Origin of the sequence: Caryophanon latum (assembly GCF_001700325.1) — a bacterium.
In the GTDB taxonomy this organism is placed as follows: domain Bacteria; phylum Bacillota; class Bacilli; order Bacillales_A; family Planococcaceae; genus Caryophanon; species Caryophanon latum.
Window position 1 is genome coordinate 1 of the sequence record NZ_MATO01000056.1, and the last position, 17,269, is coordinate 17,269.

10 protein-coding genes and 1 riboswitch are annotated in these 17,269 nt (G+C 39.9%); of the genes, 9 read left to right on the forward strand and 1 reads right to left on the reverse strand.

From position 1 onward, the window contains the following. Positions 1-41 precede the first annotated feature (41 nt). Entirely contained in the window at positions 42-491 is a 450-nt protein-coding gene (locus A6K76_RS12850) for a hypothetical protein (RefSeq protein WP_066465708.1), read from the reverse strand. 1,233 nt (positions 492-1,724) lie between these two features. Here A6K76_RS12850 and A6K76_RS12855 point away from each other — a divergent pair. From A6K76_RS12855 to A6K76_RS12895, 9 genes are all read left to right on the forward strand, one after another. After that, positions 1,725-3,416 (forward strand): methyl-accepting chemotaxis protein, encoded by a 1,692-nt coding sequence (locus A6K76_RS12855; RefSeq protein ID WP_066465710.1) that lies wholly within the window; start codon positions 1,725-1,727, stop codon positions 3,414-3,416. A 332-nt stretch (positions 3,417-3,748) separates the two neighbouring features. Further along, a riboswitch (cobalamin riboswitch) is annotated at positions 3,749-3,925 on the forward strand. A 288-nt stretch (positions 3,926-4,213) separates the two neighbouring features. Beyond that, the gene (gene cobT, locus A6K76_RS12860; RefSeq protein ID WP_066465712.1) at positions 4,214-5,269 is read left to right on the forward strand and encodes a nicotinate-nucleotide--dimethylbenzimidazole phosphoribosyltransferase; all 1,056 of its coding nucleotides are present in this window, start codon (positions 4,214-4,216) and stop codon (positions 5,267-5,269) included. A gap of 109 nt (positions 5,270-5,378) precedes the next feature. Next, positions 5,379-5,576, forward strand: a complete 198-nt coding sequence (locus A6K76_RS12865) for a hypothetical protein (RefSeq protein WP_066465714.1) — start codon at positions 5,379-5,381, stop codon at positions 5,574-5,576. After that, on the forward strand, positions 5,573-8,626 hold the full coding sequence (locus tag A6K76_RS12870; protein WP_066465716.1) for a leucine-rich repeat protein: 3,054 nt from the start codon (positions 5,573-5,575) through the stop codon (positions 8,624-8,626). The genes A6K76_RS12865 and A6K76_RS12870 overlap by 4 nt, the downstream gene beginning before the upstream one ends. Before the next feature lie 423 nt (positions 8,627-9,049). Further along, the gene (locus tag A6K76_RS12875; protein WP_066465728.1) at positions 9,050-15,448 is read left to right on the forward strand and encodes a hypothetical protein; all 6,399 of its coding nucleotides are present in this window, start codon (positions 9,050-9,052) and stop codon (positions 15,446-15,448) included. 142 nt (positions 15,449-15,590) lie between these two features. Beyond that, positions 15,591-15,791 carry an alpha/beta fold hydrolase gene (locus A6K76_RS12880; RefSeq protein ID WP_066465730.1) on the forward strand — a complete coding sequence of 67 codons (201 nt, stop codon included), beginning with the start codon at positions 15,591-15,593 and terminating at the stop codon, positions 15,789-15,791. A 427-nt stretch (positions 15,792-16,218) separates the two neighbouring features. Then, positions 16,219-16,401 carry a hypothetical protein gene (locus A6K76_RS12885; protein ID WP_066465732.1) on the forward strand — a complete coding sequence of 61 codons (183 nt, stop codon included), beginning with the start codon at positions 16,219-16,221 and terminating at the stop codon, positions 16,399-16,401. Between the two features lie 11 nt (positions 16,402-16,412). Then, the gene (locus A6K76_RS12890) at positions 16,413-16,862 is read left to right on the forward strand and encodes a hypothetical protein (protein WP_066465734.1); all 450 of its coding nucleotides are present in this window, start codon (positions 16,413-16,415) and stop codon (positions 16,860-16,862) included. Positions 16,863-16,868: 6 nt separating this feature from the next. After that, positions 16,869-17,264, forward strand: coding sequence for a hypothetical protein (locus A6K76_RS12895; RefSeq protein WP_066465736.1), 396 nt, complete (start codon positions 16,869-16,871; stop codon positions 17,262-17,264). Positions 17,265-17,269: the final 5 nt, after the last annotated feature.

The window sequence follows — 17,269 nt, forward strand, 5'->3', positions numbered from 1 at the left end:
TGGTGTGAGAGGTCGGGAGTTAATCACTCCCTCCTACTCGATTATTTACTATAAGGGCTTGCTACACGTCCTAACGTTTCGGTGCAGTGATCAATCGTTTCCATTAACGATTCAAATGAGTGTTCTTCATGCTCTGTACTTAATCGCTCGATCACATCGTCTAACCCTTCATAATGGGTTTCGATTTTTTCGCGTCGTGACTCATTTTTACAACTTTCAATTTCATCTGTCACTTCCGCATGCACGTCTTGTAACGTGTTCACGATCGTTCCTAAATGAGTTTCTTTAATTCCTGGTAGCACGTTATGTACGATTTCATCTAAATTTAAATGTAAATTTGCTTTACGCTCTGCTAATACATCTTGTAACTGCTGAAGTAACGCATTCACTTTTTCGAACCAGTCGTTGTTACCTGCTTTAATTTCATCTTTCGCTGCATGTAATTGTTGAATCGCTGTTTTTAATTGCTTATCACGTTGAACTTTCCCCATTTTTTCCCCTTCTTTCTTTACATGTACTGTAGCACGTCACGATAGCTGCTGCATTCCATATCGAATGAGCTTCCACTGGAAATGTTCGCTATTGTGTATGAATACAACTTCATTTTAACATCAATAGGAATAATTAGGAATATTTTTGTGATATTATATTTAGCTCCTCCTCATAACTTAGCGTTGCTTGCTTCTGGCTCTTCGCTATAACTCGGGGTTTCTTTTTGTGGGGGCGGCTCAAGCAACCTTTATGCGGTCATCCCGAACGAATGCTCAAACATGTGTGGCAACTGCCATTGCATATAATTATTGTCATATAGTAAGCTTCTGCAACAGGTCTGTTGATACGCCACTTTTATACAGCTGAATCGTTTGTTTTGAACAGCGAAATGGGAATTATTGCTGTTTTGTAGTGGCAGTGAGCGTGCGGCGAGACTCCTTGGGGAACAGCTCGTGACGAAACACCCCGTAAGCCGCGACGCAGGAGCGGTGCGGATGCTTGAGGAAGGGGGTGAACGCTACTACACGAGTCACCGCCTTCATGACCAACATCGTGTTTGCCGCCGAGCCCCAGGAATTGATCTACCTCGAGTAACCGCAGAGGCAAAGCGAGCCGCAATACGCGAAATGCCAATTTAATGGCTAATCAACACGCGTGCTTCTGCAAATATATCGTCGTCTGTCGTAGCGAGCTTTTAATGTAATTTGCATAGCGGCTCGTCCGTCGCCAATAGTTGTGTGACGTGCTGCTTATAAAAAGATATGGATCGTTATGAATTAAGTGTTTTGGCGATATATTATAAGTTGTCCTCCTTGTGAAAAATTTGTATAATGCAATTCGAAAGTCATGATAACTGTTCTAAAAATAGTCAAACGATTGCACTTCATTACAAAAGTAGTGCGTTAATTATCGTTTCAATTGTTTTAACATGCCGTTTTTTAGTTTGTATATAACGAACGAATAATAGGTTTCATCGATTTACGTTGCAAAAGGAAATATACGGCATTTTCCTTATCGATATAATCATTTTTCATATAGCAAATGAACTAAAACTTATATACTATACCTTTTGTGTCTATTAGTTCTTTAGATTTACACAAAATGTTCAAATCTTGTATACAAGACCTACTTGTATACAAGATTTTTTTATTTTAAAATACTTAATACAACCAAAGAATAAATTTCCATTTGAAAAAGGGAAAGTTTAATTTACCCAAGAAGGAGAGAGAAAAGTGAAAATTAGTAAAAAAATTATGTTGTCATTTGGTATTTTAATTTTCTTTATTTTTGGTATTTCGTTATATAGTTACATTCAAGTTTCAAAGGTGAATGAGCAGTATACGAGCATGATTGGATTTGATTTAGAGGAAGTATATATGATCACGGAATTGCAGCAATATATTGCACAGCAAGGTATTCAGCTGCGCCACTACGTATTAGAAAAAGATGCGGAAACGTTACGCACGTTAGAAAACATGCAACAAATCGTTGACGAACGTGTTGTAGAGCTTTACGAATTTGCAAAAGCAGAGGAAGTGAAGGAGCGCGTTGCTGTCATTCAAGAGTACAACGTCGCATTTAACGAAGCGGCAGAAGATATTAAAGCCGCAGTTGCAAGCAACGATGAAGAAAAAGCGATTTCATTAATTACGAATGAAGCAAAAATTGCAAATAACGACATGCTTGCCGTTGCTCAAGAAATTTTAAATACATTGCAAGACCGCTTCAATACAACAGCGGAAGAAACCGATTTATGGGTACAAGATGAAATATTATTTTTACTCATTGCAAGCATCGGTAGCTTAGTGCTAGCGATCGGGATTGCCTTATCACTTACAAAGACGATTTCGACACCGCTGCGCAACTTAGCAGAAGCGGCAGAGCAGATCGCAAACGGCAATTTAACTGTTCCAAATATTGAGACGAAAACGAACGATGAAGTTGGGCAAGTTGGTGAATCATTTAACAAAATGAAAGCATCGCTACAAAATATTATCTTTATTTGTAAAGAAAATGCGGTAGATTTAACGTCTATGTCAGAGGAGCTTACTGCAAGTACGAGCCACGTTGCAACAACATCGAGCAACGTCGCAACGAACATCGAAAAAATTTCTTCATCGATTAACGACATTGCGAGCGTATCTGAGGAAACATCTGCATCAATGGAACAAACAGCACACGACATTCACGTCATTGCGGACACGACACAATCATTAAAGCATCGTTCACAAAAGGCAAGTGATTTAGCAACAACAGGGAATGAACATTTAACACAAGCAAAAGCTCAAATGAATACAATTTACGCATCAACGCAAGGTACAGCATCGGTCGTAAAAAGTTTAAGTATGCAGTCACAGGAAATTCAGCAAATGACGAACTTCATTACACAAATTTCAGATCAAACGAACTTGCTTGCATTAAATGCGTCGATTGAAGCAGCACGTGCAGGGGAACATGGTAAAGGATTCGCCGTTGTAGCGGAGGAAGTACGCAAACTAGCAGAGGAATCACAGCGCTCTGCAAACATGATTACGAAGCTGACAGCGAACATTTTAGATGAAACGAAAAACGCCGAGCATTCAATGTTTCTTAGCTTACAGACGGTTGAAACCGGTGTCACAATTATCGATGAGTCCGATCGTATGTTTAAAAACATCGTAGACGAGTTCGATAAAATTGCAAATGACATTGAACAAATTACAGATATGACCGAACAAATTTCAGCTGCAACGCGACAAGTGACAGAATCAGCACATGAGTTATCTTCAAACATGCAGCAGCTTGCCCATCATGCAGAAGACGTTACGCAGCAAACCGAGGAGCAAGCCGCAGTTGTTCAAGAAATTAACTTCATTAGTGAGACGCTAACAACGAACTCATTAGAGCTTAAAACATCGATTGCACAGTTTCAGCTAGAAAAATAACGAAACAGAAGAAGCGGCTAAAATTGACGATGCCGCTTCTTTTGCTGTTTATACTAGCTAGTTTCGGAATTATATAAAACGTACGCGTAAACATATAGGGTGATTGAAATTTAGAATGCGAACGAAGCTTGAAACAAGAAGCGGACTTCAGCCGAAAAGCGTGAGCATGACACGAAAGAATAAACGCCAAGTCCTGTTCAGAACAAACAGTGTGTTCGCCCACACGCCCGCGGAAAGCCAATTAACAAAACACTAAAATACATTCACCGTCTATATAGTATGTTCACAAATTGCTATTGACGAAAAAAATCGTTCCGTGTAAAGTAATGATAACTTCATAAAGCATTAGGTGCCCAATTGGGAGAATAGGGAATAAAGTGAAAATCTTTAGCGTTATCCCAACACTGTAAAGAGGAGTTTCATATAACGAAAACCACTGGAGCAATCTGGGAAGGTGTGATGAAACGGAGAATCGGAGCCAGGAGACCTGCCTAAAATGCTTACGATGTATAGACAGTGGATAAGTCTGTAGTTTATTTGTTATGGAATAAACTACAGGCTATTTTTATTGTCTTTTACGATGTCTGTTGATACGCCAGTCAGTGGGCAGTTCGCGTTATGCGGCTCGCTTTCCGGCGAACACGATGTTTGTCATGAAGGCGTTGTCACATGGATGTGACGCTTACCGCCTCCCTCAAGCCTCCTCGCTTCGCTGTGGGGAGCTGTTCCCTGAGGACATTACAATGCTGCATCAACAGAACTCGTCTTTCATTTCATTCACAAAGGAGAATACAAACATGCCATTATTACAACAAACAATTGAACAAATTCAAGGAATCGACCGACAAATCGAAGCGGACGCACGCAAATACATAGACTCATTAGCAAAGCCACCTCAAAGTTTAGGAAAGCTCGAAACATTAGCGATTCAACTATCGGCGATTACAGGCGAACGCTTTCCTAAAATTGATCAAAAAGCGATGATTGTCATGGCTGCTGACCACGGTGTATATGAGGAAGGCGTTACACCAAATCCACAAAGTACGACCGTTTTCCAAACATTATCATTTCCTAAAGGAACGACCGGCATGTGTACGATTGCGAAAGTAACGAATGCGAAAGTCGTTACCGTCGATGTAGGCGTGAAGGAAGATTTACCACCAGATGCGGGCGTCATCATTAAAAAGGTGAAGTACGGTACAGACAACATGGCAAAAGGTCCGGCAATGACACGAGAAGAAGCGATTCGAGCGATTGAAGTCGGCATTGAAGTAACAACAGAAGAAATTAAAAAGGGAATCAACCTCATTGGGACAGGCGAAATGGGCATTGCGAATACGACGCCGAGTGCTGCGGTGCTTGCGGTATTTTACGGCTGTGATCCGTTAGAAGTGACGGGCTTCGGTGCGGGCGTAGGTAGTGGTGGCATCGAATTTAAAGCCGAAGTCATTCGAAAAGCGATTGAATTGAATCAACCGAACGCAGACGATCCGATTGATGTGTTAGCGAAAGTCGGTGGGTTAGAACTTTGTGGCATGGCGGGTATTTTCCTTGCAGCTGCCGCAAATCGTGTTCCGGTTGTCGTCGATGGGTATATTTCGTTAGTGTCTGCGTTAGCCGCATACAAGCTGAATCCGCATGTTAAAGACTACATTATTCCGTCGCATCAATCGGAGGAGCCTGGTGCAAAAATCGCAGCAGACCTTCTTGGAATCGAGCCGATGTTACAAATGAATATGCGCCTTGGAGAAGGTTCGGGTGCGGCGTTAGCGTTCCCAATTCTTGATGCAGCATGTTCAATGGTTTCGAATATGGTGACGTTAGAAGAAGCGGCAGCGATTTTAACTAAATAATTGTTTCAATTGTAAAAAATCATTTTTCAAAAAATTTTTCAAAAAGTGTGAAACTTTTTCGCATCGGCTCGGTCTGTACAGCAACAAATTAGACAGGGGAGCGATTTATATGAAAAAATGGCTAGCAGCACTTGCCGCGGTATCGACAATTTGCGTCATTGCACCACAGGCAGAAGCAGCTGAAATGATTGTGCAAGATGGGATTCATTACGAAATATTTGCCGGACATAATGGTAAAAAGGAAGCGCGTGTCGTCAAACGAGAACTTTTATTTCATTATCGGATACAGTTGGTGGGGTGCCGGTGACAGAAATTTCGAATAATGCCCTATATGCGTTTTACTATATAGATGAAACGACAGAAATGGAGGAATTTGAGTTTTTACGCTTCCCAGCACAACTAAAGAGAATAGGTTCATATGCATTTATAGGTGCATCTTTCCCAAATGGCGTCGTGCTACCAAATACAGTCGAAATGATTAGCGGTTTGGCATTTACTATGGCTCGTACAGGCGTATCAAAATTAGTCATTCCAGAAAGCGTAAAAACAGTTGGCGATGGCGCGTTTTCTAACTTTCTTGTGGCGGAATTTGCGCAGTTTCCGGCATCGCTAACAAAGAAACAATTTGCAATCGACACAGACAATCCGAATTTCACATTCCAAGTGACTGGAGAAACGACACAAAAACGTTACGGTGATATATTTTATGAAACGTTTACGCATGAAGGGACTAAAGAAGTACGCATTACCGGCTATGATACATTTACGACTACACAAACGTTGACGATTCCTGAAACAATTGATGGTATGACGGTCACAGAACTTGCACCAAATGCTTTTGGAATACAACAGGTGAATTTTAGAAAACCAAACGTACAAGAAGTGATATTACCAGCGACGATTCGAAAAGTAGGTGATTCTGCGTTAAGATTCAAGAAGGTCGATGTGTCAACACTCCAACAGGTAGAGGAAATTGGCGCATATGCGTTTGCATCTGGCGCTGTATACAGTAGTAGCGAAACGTTTGTGCTACCAGCGACGCTACATACAATTGGTGATTTTGCGTTTTCATATATGAATGTTTCAAAAGTGCACATTGATAATAAAAAGAGAACGATGGGGATTGGCATATTTTCGAATAGCAACATAACGGACGTATCATTTGAAGAAGGCATTACACATATTCCAGCTCAAATGTTTTTAGAAAACAAGCTGCAACAAGTGACATTACCTACTTCTTTACGTGAAATTGGTGCGCATGCATTCCAAAAAAATGCGATCACGAGCATAGAGATTCCACCAAACGTTACAACGATTGGCAAGAGAGCGTTTTTGTCTAATAAGTTAACATCGCTTGAGCTTCCAGAGTCGGTACAAGAAATTGGAGAAAGTGCGTTTTCATCGAACGCATTAACGACGGTTTCGATGCCGAAGAAGCTGAAAACACTTGGGAATAATGCATTTCACTACAATCAGCTACGTCACATATACGTACCACAAGTAGAAAATTTAGGTGCAAAAATATACAACAACAACCCGATTGAGCATGTCACATTTGCAGAAGGGGTGACAAATATCGGCGAGGGTATGTTTGAAGAAAGTAATATTACCGAAATTACATTACCAGATACAGTGACACATATCGGTGCGCGTGCGTTTCGTTCGAATAAAATTAGCACAGTTGTATTGCCGAGCAGTTTACAACAAGTTGGCGAGTATGCGTTTAGCAATAACATTTTGACGACGATTCATATTCCAAAAGGCGTTACATTTGGTTCTCACGCATTTGCGAATAACGAGCTACGTGACGTAACGCTAGAAGAAGGATTGAAAATGATCGCACCGAGCATGTTTATTGACAATGAAATTAGCGCAGTTGTACTGCCGAGCAGTTTACAACAAGTTGGTAATGCCGCATTTAAAAATAATGAGTTAACGACGATTCATATTCCAAAAGGCACTGTGTTTGGTTTTGGTGTATTTGAGAATAACAAGCTACGTGAGGTGACGCTAGAAGAAGGGGTGACTACAATCCCACATACGATGTTTTCAAGCAATCAAATCGAGCGTGTGACATTGCCACAAACGATTACGAACATTGAAGAAGGTGCGTTTGTGTCGAATGCGCTAACAGAAGTAACGATTCCACCGCTTGTGAAGACGATTGGGCTCGCCGCCTTTTCATCAAATCAGCTACGAAAGGTACACATGTTTGACAATGTGACGACTATTGAAGAGCACGCATTCTCGCACAATCCACTTGAGCAGTTTACGTGGTCGAAAAAATTGGAAACAATCGGTCCGGAGGCATTTTATCGCACGAAATTGAAAAAAATTGAGCTTCCTGCTTCGTTAAAATCAATCGGTTACCGTGCATTTTTTGAAAGTGAGCTAGAAGAAGTACACATTGCAGCAGTTGATGAGATCAAAAGGTTTGCGTTTCAGCAAAACAATATTCATACGCTAACACTGCCAAAGCAAGTGACAACGATTCATGACGGCGCATTTATAAATAACGCATTGACAAAAGTGACAATTCCATTCAAAACGAAGCCAAACGACATTTCGTATATTTTTGGCGACAATCCTATTAAAGAAGTTGTATTGCCCGCTCAGCATAGTACGTACAACTTAGATTACGTATCAAATAGCCGTTTAGAAAAAATCACGCTTGAAAATGTGAACACGAAACTAACATACAAGAAAGATTTTGTTCATCGTGATGGGCTTGTGTTTGCCGGTTTATACGTAGATGCGGCGAGAACGAAGCGCTATACAGGTCCTGAGCAAAAAGCGAAAACAATTTACGTTAGTTGGGGACGTTTCTCAGACATTACCGGTCACTGGGCACAAGGCGCAATCGAAAGCTTCACAAGCCTTGGCTATATTAACGGTTACCCAGATGGTACATTCAAACCAGGGGCACCGATTCAACGTAAACACGTCGCACGTATTTTACATGACGTGTTCAAGTTCGAAGCGGTGAACGACGTAGCAGATTTTACCGACGTACCGAAAAGCCATGCGTATTACGCGGCGATTTCAGCCGTTCAAAAGGCAGGCATCTTTAGCGGTGACAATGGCAAATTCCAACCAGAAGCACATTTAACGCGCGGACAGCTTGCGAAAGTACTCGTGCTCGCAGCAGGCTTTGAGCCAGGTGGCAAATCAACATTTAAAGACACGCCAGCGAGTTACTGGGGCACACCGTATGTTGCAGCGCTCGCGGACTTAGCGATCGTCAAAGGCACAGACGGCTTCTTTAACCCGAATAAGCCGATTACACGCGCGCAATTCGTATCGATGACATCGCTTGCGTTAGAAGAAATGAAGCGTCGAGCGCAACAAAATAACTAATCAAACAAAGCGTTATCGGAAACATGAATTTTTCTGATAGCGCTTTGTTGCTCGTTTATAAGCAGCGGACTCCAGCGAGAACGGTCAACTAGCAAAACGACATATACTCACTGTCTGTATCGTTCATTTGGCGACTTTCTTTCTATTTAACAGTATTTCCTCATGTAGCATTGTCTAAATGAGGGAGTTTTTCTTTTTCAACACTTTTTTATCGACGAAAGATAATTTGTAGGTAGGAAGTGCAACTAAATTTATTCGTTTGGCACGATAAGATGGACAGATTCTTTACTTGTACTCATCTTTTTAATGAAAAAAAGAAATTTACGGTAATTATGTAACAAATGAGTGAAAAAATAGTTACCGCTTTCCGATACAATACTTATCATTTGAAAATTCAGAATTTATAACCATCGGAGGAGTTTTATGAAAAAAACAACAGCTTTTTATGTCGCTAGTGCGGCGTTAGCAACGACTGTATTGTTAGCAGGTACGCATACTGAAGCAAGTGCCGCTTCGATTGTCCCAGAAGAAGGCTACAAGCTTTTAGAAAAACAAAATATGCTTCAAACATTTGATTTATCAAAGGATTCCGTGAAACGAACAATTAACTTCTCATTACCAGTCGATGCGACTACAGTAAAGGCAAACGAAAATATCGTGCTATTTGATGTTACCGCTTCAAAGAAAGTAACAATTAACGCAACGGCTGGAACGAATAAAACGAGCGTAGAAGTTGAACTTGCAGATGGTTACACATATGAGGAAGGGCATGAATATCGTCTTTTAATTGGCAATACAATTAAAAATTTAGGTACAAATGTGATGTCGTTACAGCAAGCGATTCAGTTTAACTATAAAACGATTAACGTGAATAAAACACCTGCTACTTCAAACGTTGTTGAAGGTATGATTTCAGCGATGACAGCGGACGCAATTACGATTGGGAATACGTCATATAGCATGAGTGATTCAATTGCGAAGTTCGTAACGAACAATAAAGACGCATTAAGTGGTGCAACGATGAAAGCGACCCTTACTGAAGGAAAGATAAGCGCGATTGAGAAATTATCAATTGCAAAAGAAGGCGCAAAGCTTGTTGGTACAAGTGAAGACGTTGTGACAAATACGACGATTACTGTAGAAGCAGAAAATGTGACGCTACATAATCTTCGCTTTGCAAATTTATTCGTATCAAACAATGTCAAGCAAGCGTTAAACGTATCGGATTCTACGATTTCAGGAAAAGTTGAAACGTTAGCCGATCGTAGTGTGCAAGCAGCAGTCGAGGAGCAACATGCGACGACATTAGTTATCCGTTTCACAAATTCTGTTGTCGTTGAAATGTTAATTTCACGCATTGACGTGAAATCCGAAATTTCAGGTACGAGTAAATTTATATTAATTTCAGTTAAATCGAATACGAACATTTGGGTTGATCCACAAGTTGTACTACCGAAGCTGACAATTGAAGACGGCGTAACGCACGTGCAGCTTAACGGATCAATTGCTCAAGTAGATATTCGAACGAACAATGATTTAACGTTAAGTGGAACAGGTAACTTCGAGAAAATTAACGTCGAAACAGATAAGCATGTAACACTTGATACACAAGGAACCGTAAAAGAAATGAACGTCCAAAATCAAGATACGACGATGACGATTGGCGACAACGTGGAAATCGAAGCGGTAAAAATTCCTGAATCGTCGAAGCCTGAAGATATTATCGATAACTATGAAGACGTGAAAGACCAAATTGGTGACAAAATTGAAGAAGGCGACTTGCAGGAGTTTATAACGGCGAAGTTTGTACGTACTGATGTCGACAATTTAATGGGCTTATCGGTTGTTGGCGTGTCAAAGGATGCGAACGTATCGTATCAGCATTATGACGATGCGTCGAATGCAGTCGTGCCAAACATAGGCGAAAAGCTGACAGGTGCGATTAAGTGGACAACAGATACGAAAGTGCTGTTTTATATGGATCGCGATTACTACGTGTTCGTAACCGATGAGAATGACATCATTACAGATCGCTACGAAGTGCATGAGCAATTCCACAAATATTATGTAGAAGGGTCACAAACAGGTGATACGTTAACGATTCATATTGGCGGTTATACGAAAGACAGCATTGTGAATGAATACGTCCAAAATTTATACGTTACTGATGGGAAGAAAAGTGAAGTGGTCGATTTAACAAAGCATTCATTCCATTACGATGAGTACGGTAGAGCGTATATTAATATTGACGTTAACGCATATGACGGAGAAGTATCTTATTTCATTGAACAAGCAGGAAGATACTTATATATCCATAATTTAACGAATTATTTTTCGGGTAATTGGGAAATTAATGGACCGCATTATGTAAAAGCAATTCATGACTTTGCGAAACGTGCGAACGATAGTAGTTATGTGAATAGTAACCGTTTATATCAATCGCTTGAAAGCTTACTAAAAGATACAAACTATGAGGAAGTTGATTACGTTTCACCAACAGGAGATAAATACAAAACACGCGTGTCATTATTATCACCTGCTCCGAGTGTCGAGGCGCAATACGTCAAAGCGTTTAGCGAAAAGCAGTATGAAAATATAGCGGCAATTCAGCAAAAGGTAACGGAAATTAATACGACAGCGATGCCGACGATTACAGCGTTCAACAAATATAACGATGAAATTGACGCGATGTATCGAGAAGATAACCGCAGCTACTTAAATGAAGATGTAACGCTTGCTCAAATTGATACGTTAAAACAAAACATTGAAGGTGATAGCGCATTACAAATCAACGATAAAGAAGAGTTATTATCGCGACAGTCTAATTTGTATTATGCATATTATCGTATGTATCAAAACTTAGTGAATGAATTAAAAGATGAAAATGGTTTAATTAAAGCGGGCGTAACAGAAGCGACAATTGATGAGCTGATAGCGAAATTTGAGAATGAAATCGGCGATAGCTATAAAGATAAAGAAAGGTTGATTGACCGTTTACAAACAATCAAAGAAGAATTTGTGCTCCAACCGTTTAAACGCTTAGAAAATCGTTCATGGAAAACGATGTCAGAGCGTATAAAAGCGAACGTAACGAGTGACGAAATTACAGAGGCGTATACAGAGGTGCTTTCACTAACAACGACAGATGAGAGAAAAGATGAAGTAGAGCAATATTATAGCCAAATGAAATATTATTTCGTGATGAAAGAAGTAGCGAAGTATGCGACAACGAACGACATTCAAACACACCTTCTTATTCCATTCAAAGCAGATGTGACAAAAGTACAAATTGAAAGCATTTTTGCATCGTTTAAGGATTTTGAAGGAAGCTATAAATATAGTGTGACGAACTTGAAAGAAACAGCGATTTACTCACTTGACGTGAAGCATCTTTTTAACGACATTACTTACTCAAAGAGCTTAAATAAATATGTACTGCTTGAAGGTAAAAACCTTACAGACGTTTTACCGATTATTACCACATCGATTGACAATGCATCAAACACAGCATTGAGTTCAACACTTGAAGCGATTGTGCGCGATCTTATGTCGAGTGGCTTTAACTCATTCTACACGGACAGAGTTTTGCAATCATCGGTAACGAAACAGCAAATTGATGAAGCGTATAAAACAATGATGGAATCGTTAGCTGGAAGTAATTATGTGAATAACGTGACAACGCAATATTACAACGTGCTACTCGATTATTACGAGCTGAAAGTAGAAAAGTATCTCGTAGAACCATCACTAGCATCTTCACTTAATTTATCTGCGTTAAAAGAAGGTACGACGTCGGAACAGCTGGAACAATTATTTGCAGATTGGCAACCAGCAGCAGAGCATAATTATTGGTATTATAGTCAAATTGACGACTTGAAAGAACGCATCTTCGCATCGTTACAATTAACGGATGCACTTGCGTTATTAAAGCCTCGCTATTTCAGTTACACAGGTGAGGAGCGTTTAGCAAGTGGTACTGTACAACAATTTCTTGATACGTTACTTGCATTAAAAGAAAAAGAGTTAAATGATGAAGCGAGCGATTGGGTTGACGAAATGTTAACACATTTCGGTCAAGCAGCGTTCAACTCGTTAAAAGAGACGAACGGTTATTACGATGGCAACCGTATAAAAGCGGATGTAACGTTAGAAGATATTAACAAAGCATACGAAACATCAAAAGCTATTTTAAATGACGAGTTATTACAACAAACATATGATCAATATGTGTATTACTATTATGCAAAAGAAGCGTCGAAGCTGTTAACAGAACCTATTCAACAAGCAAATCGTATGCCAGGCTTTAAAGCGGACGTAACGGAAGCACAAATTGACACGATTTTTGCGAATTGGACGTTCGATGACCAAACGGAAAGCTATTATAAGGAACAGACAGAGACGCTACGAAAAACGTTACAGCAAAACTTCTTAGCACAAGATTTACTCAACTTATTCGATGAAAATTCATCGACTTTAGTTGAAGGTGTAACCGTTGCGAAAGTCGTAGAAGTGTTCGAGCAACTAAAAGCAACGATTCCAACTACTAATACAGCAGTGCATATGTTCATTGATAACAAAGTAAAATCTGTCATTTTGCAAGCGTTCAAGCAATTACAAAATGAAGCGTGGTCAACGTACGCAGAAGCATTACGCGAAGACGTGACGTTAGCACAAATTGATGAAGTATACAATGTAGTAAAAGTGTTCAATTTACCAGAAGTGGAAGAACGCTATAAAGAAGCGTACTTCTATTATTATATGCGTGAAGTTGGCGCATTAACGGGCATTCAAAAAATGATTTATGCGCCGGTCATTTTTGAAAAAGAAGCATCGCGTGAAAGCGTTGAGGCGATTTTCGAAACGTGGATAGAGCCAGAAGAAGCAACGTATAACGATCAACGAATTACAAATTTAAAACAATACACAATATTAAGTGCATCACTTCAAGATGTATTAACGCTTTTAGATGAGAACTATAGCTCATATTCAGCGCCATTATTAGCAGAAGGTGTAACGATAGAAGCCTTTTTAGCCGGTTTTTCAGAAGCGATGAATACAGCAACAGCAGACGATACAAAACAATGGTTAACATCGTTTTTAAAAGACACGGTTATTCGAAAAGCGTTTTCTAACTTATTTAATTCAGAATATGATCATAATGGAGAGTATTTACGAGAAGAGGTAACGCTTACACAAATTCAAGAAATTTATGATACGTTATTACCGTTTATTGAAGAAAAATATGTGAGTGATTTAACTTCATCGTATAACAACGCGACGTATTACTATTACTTCCGTGAATTAGTAAAACTAGCACCAGCGATTGCGAAAAGTTCCTATTCAACATATTATAAATTAGCTGAAGGCGTAACACTTGAAACGATTGAAGCGGTGTTTAAAGATTTCGTATATACAGAAGATGCCGATTGGCGCTTTGAGGAAATTGAGCTATTACGCCAAAAATTAGTAAATAGTTATTCCCTCAATAACTTATTAGCATTAACGAATGATTTAAACTCGATGCAGCCATTTAACGAAGGTGTAACGGTTGAGCAAATTCAAGCAGCTTATGAAGAAATTACCACACAAAATGATGAAAAATTAACGTCGCAAGCTGAGGACATTACGTTTAAATATGTTGATGCATTTATGAAAAAAGTATTAGCTTACAGTGATACAAATAAGTCATCATTTGGATTCGTATTACCGAATGTGACGGCGGAGCAAATCGAAGCAGTCATTGCCGACATTACACCATTAAAAGCATTTTTCAATGAAGAAAAAATGACAACGGCTATTGACTATTTAACGACGACAAAAGCGTTAGCAGCATTTAATACGTTACTAACAGAAGACGGTAAGCTGAAAGCAGATACGACGCTTGCCAGTTTATTAGCAGTATACAATGACTTAAGCGAACATGAAGCGATTGAATATGAATTAACATCAAAATTTAATGATTACGTGACGGAATATTATGAGCGACGCATTGAAGACGTAACAGGTAAAGCGCCTTATTCGAAGGTAACATTTACGAAATCACCAACAATTGCAGACATTGAAGCCATTTTCACTGAATTAGCTGATTTGGCGAATCACACCGCATTATATCGTGATGTCACAGATTTATATGAAGAAACGGTTGTGAATTATTACGTGCAGCCATTGCTGAAACTAACAGAGTACAATGGATGGTACAGTTTTAGTAATACGGCGACAATGGAAAAAGTTCAAAAAGCGGTTGATGTAGCGACGGCGAGCAATAACGAACAAGTGATGAGCGACGTAACGAGTTTGTTCACGTTAAATGCAAGAGACAATATATACAATATTGGTAATTTCAAATATGATTATGACGTGCAAGAGACGATTATTGTGTTAAATGACGATACGACTGTAACAGATATTGAAAATACGGTTCAAACGTTAACAGCCTATAACGACGTATTCCATGTCGAGGAAGTGAGCGACTGGATTACACTATTAACAGAAGCATTGTCAGCGCGTGAAGTAGCACAAGTTCAAGTGAAAGACGCAACACCTGAACAAGTAGTTGTAGAGCACGTAGCACAAGAAGATGTGAAAACTGTATCACTCGAACAGCTTGCCTCATACAGCGCTGTCGCAAGCTTCATTACGACAAATGAATACGGCTACACGATTGCCGAAAACGTAGATCGTACAGCACTACAAGCATTTGTGGAAGAGCTAACAGCAGTGCTTGAAGGGATTGAAGGCGAGGAACAGTTACAGCTATTGCTACAGCTCGCAACCGATGCGCTAGCACAGCCGATTGCATTCGTGCCATTTAGCTTAGCGTAATGAATAAGTGATGCTGAAGCGGTCACCGCCTATTCCTATAACCTAATAACGAACGAGCATTGGAAAACCATTTTCTGATGCTCGTTTTTATAGTTGAGGTAAAGCCACATACCCATCAAGCTAATAACGAAAAGAGCTACATTTGATTCGTTTCGACAAGAGTGATAGCCCAGGCTTCGGCGTATTGAGCGAAATGAAAAACCGCACATTGCGCGACCATGCAGACGACATCGAGCAGCTTGTGAACCATTTACAGCTCGACACATTTGCGCTGCTTGGCGTATCATTTGCCACAGCGCGTCACGGTGTGCAACCTCGTTTCGACGGCCACACCATTCATTAACGGCAAGCCATCGAAGCATATATTTTACCGAAATGAGACAACGATATGCTGCAGCGCGACGTCATAAATTATAAAAGTTAACAAGCGTGTTGATTAGCTCGTGAACTGGCAGGAGTGTATTAACATACTTGAAAAATTAACTATTTTTTAAAATTATAAGGCTCTTCCCCATAACTTGGGGTTGCTTTTCACGTCGAGGCAGGCTTTCCGCGGGCGCGGCGGCGAACACGATGTTGGTCATGAAGGTGATGCCACATGGACGTGGCGCTCATCACCTTCCTCAAGCCTCCGCGCCTCTCCTATGTCGAGGCTTACGGGGTCTGCAATTCAGCTGTATAAAAATAGCTAATCAACAGACCTGATATATATTAAAGATTTTATCGAAATTGGCTATGAGTACTATGAAAAGCCAAATTGTTGTGTCAGCATGCTTGATTTTTTCATGAACTGCACGATTGCGATGATTAAAAAGCGTGAGGTGAATATGCTAGCATATCCCGCAGGAAGAAGTGTGCTGAATCGATTAAAAGCGTTCCCGACAAAATATGATGACGAGATGATGCAGCGAAAGGCGGAGAAAATGAAACGTTATTATGAGCAACATATGTAGAGGTGAACAAAATGAAGGAGAAATTACAGCAGCTGATCAGCAATACTCATTTTGAAGAAGCAAGTCAATTGATAAAGCGACTAGATTTTCACGTATTTGAAGAGTTATTAGTTGAAATTGCATTTGATAATGAAGATGTATCCAATTATTTATTTGTCGTCTATTTATTGGAGCAACAGGAGTTGGCAAACTATCATGACCTAGCCTATTTGTTAATGGCACAACCGCTTTGTCATTTGGAGCAGGCGTACTTCACTGCTTATAAGCATGCAAAAAAAGCCGTTGAATTAACAGATGGTAGAGATGTGTTGTTGCTTGAAAATGTATTGTTTTTACACGGTGTGCCGGATCAAGTCATGTCCGACGAAGAGGAAGCAAATGTTGCACAAAAGATTGTACGACTTGAGCCAAGTCACCAAGTAGCGAATGAATGGCTGAAAAACTATAAAAGAAAGAGTTGAATTTTTATGTATCGAAATGAAGATATACAAGGTGCGGTGTATGAAAAGCTATTAACAAAATTACTAAGCTGTTGTGATACGGTACAGTGTGTGACGAGAGACGAGGACGATACTTTTTTCGAGCCAATAATGGAGGCACTTGTAGACAGAAGGTATGTAACAGCCTGGCCAATTACGAAACTAGGACCGGGTGCAGCACCAGTGTTACAGTATACGTTTCATTATAATTTTCAAGTGGCATCGTTTTTAAAGGAGCGCCAATCATCATTGTTTAGCTGGTTAATGCCATATCCAGAAGATTGGTCGTTTTGGCGTGGGGATACATGCTTACTTGCAACTTGTTCGCATGAGCAAATGTTGGAAATGGCGTCAGAAGTGTCAGCATTATTAGAAGATAAATAGGAGAT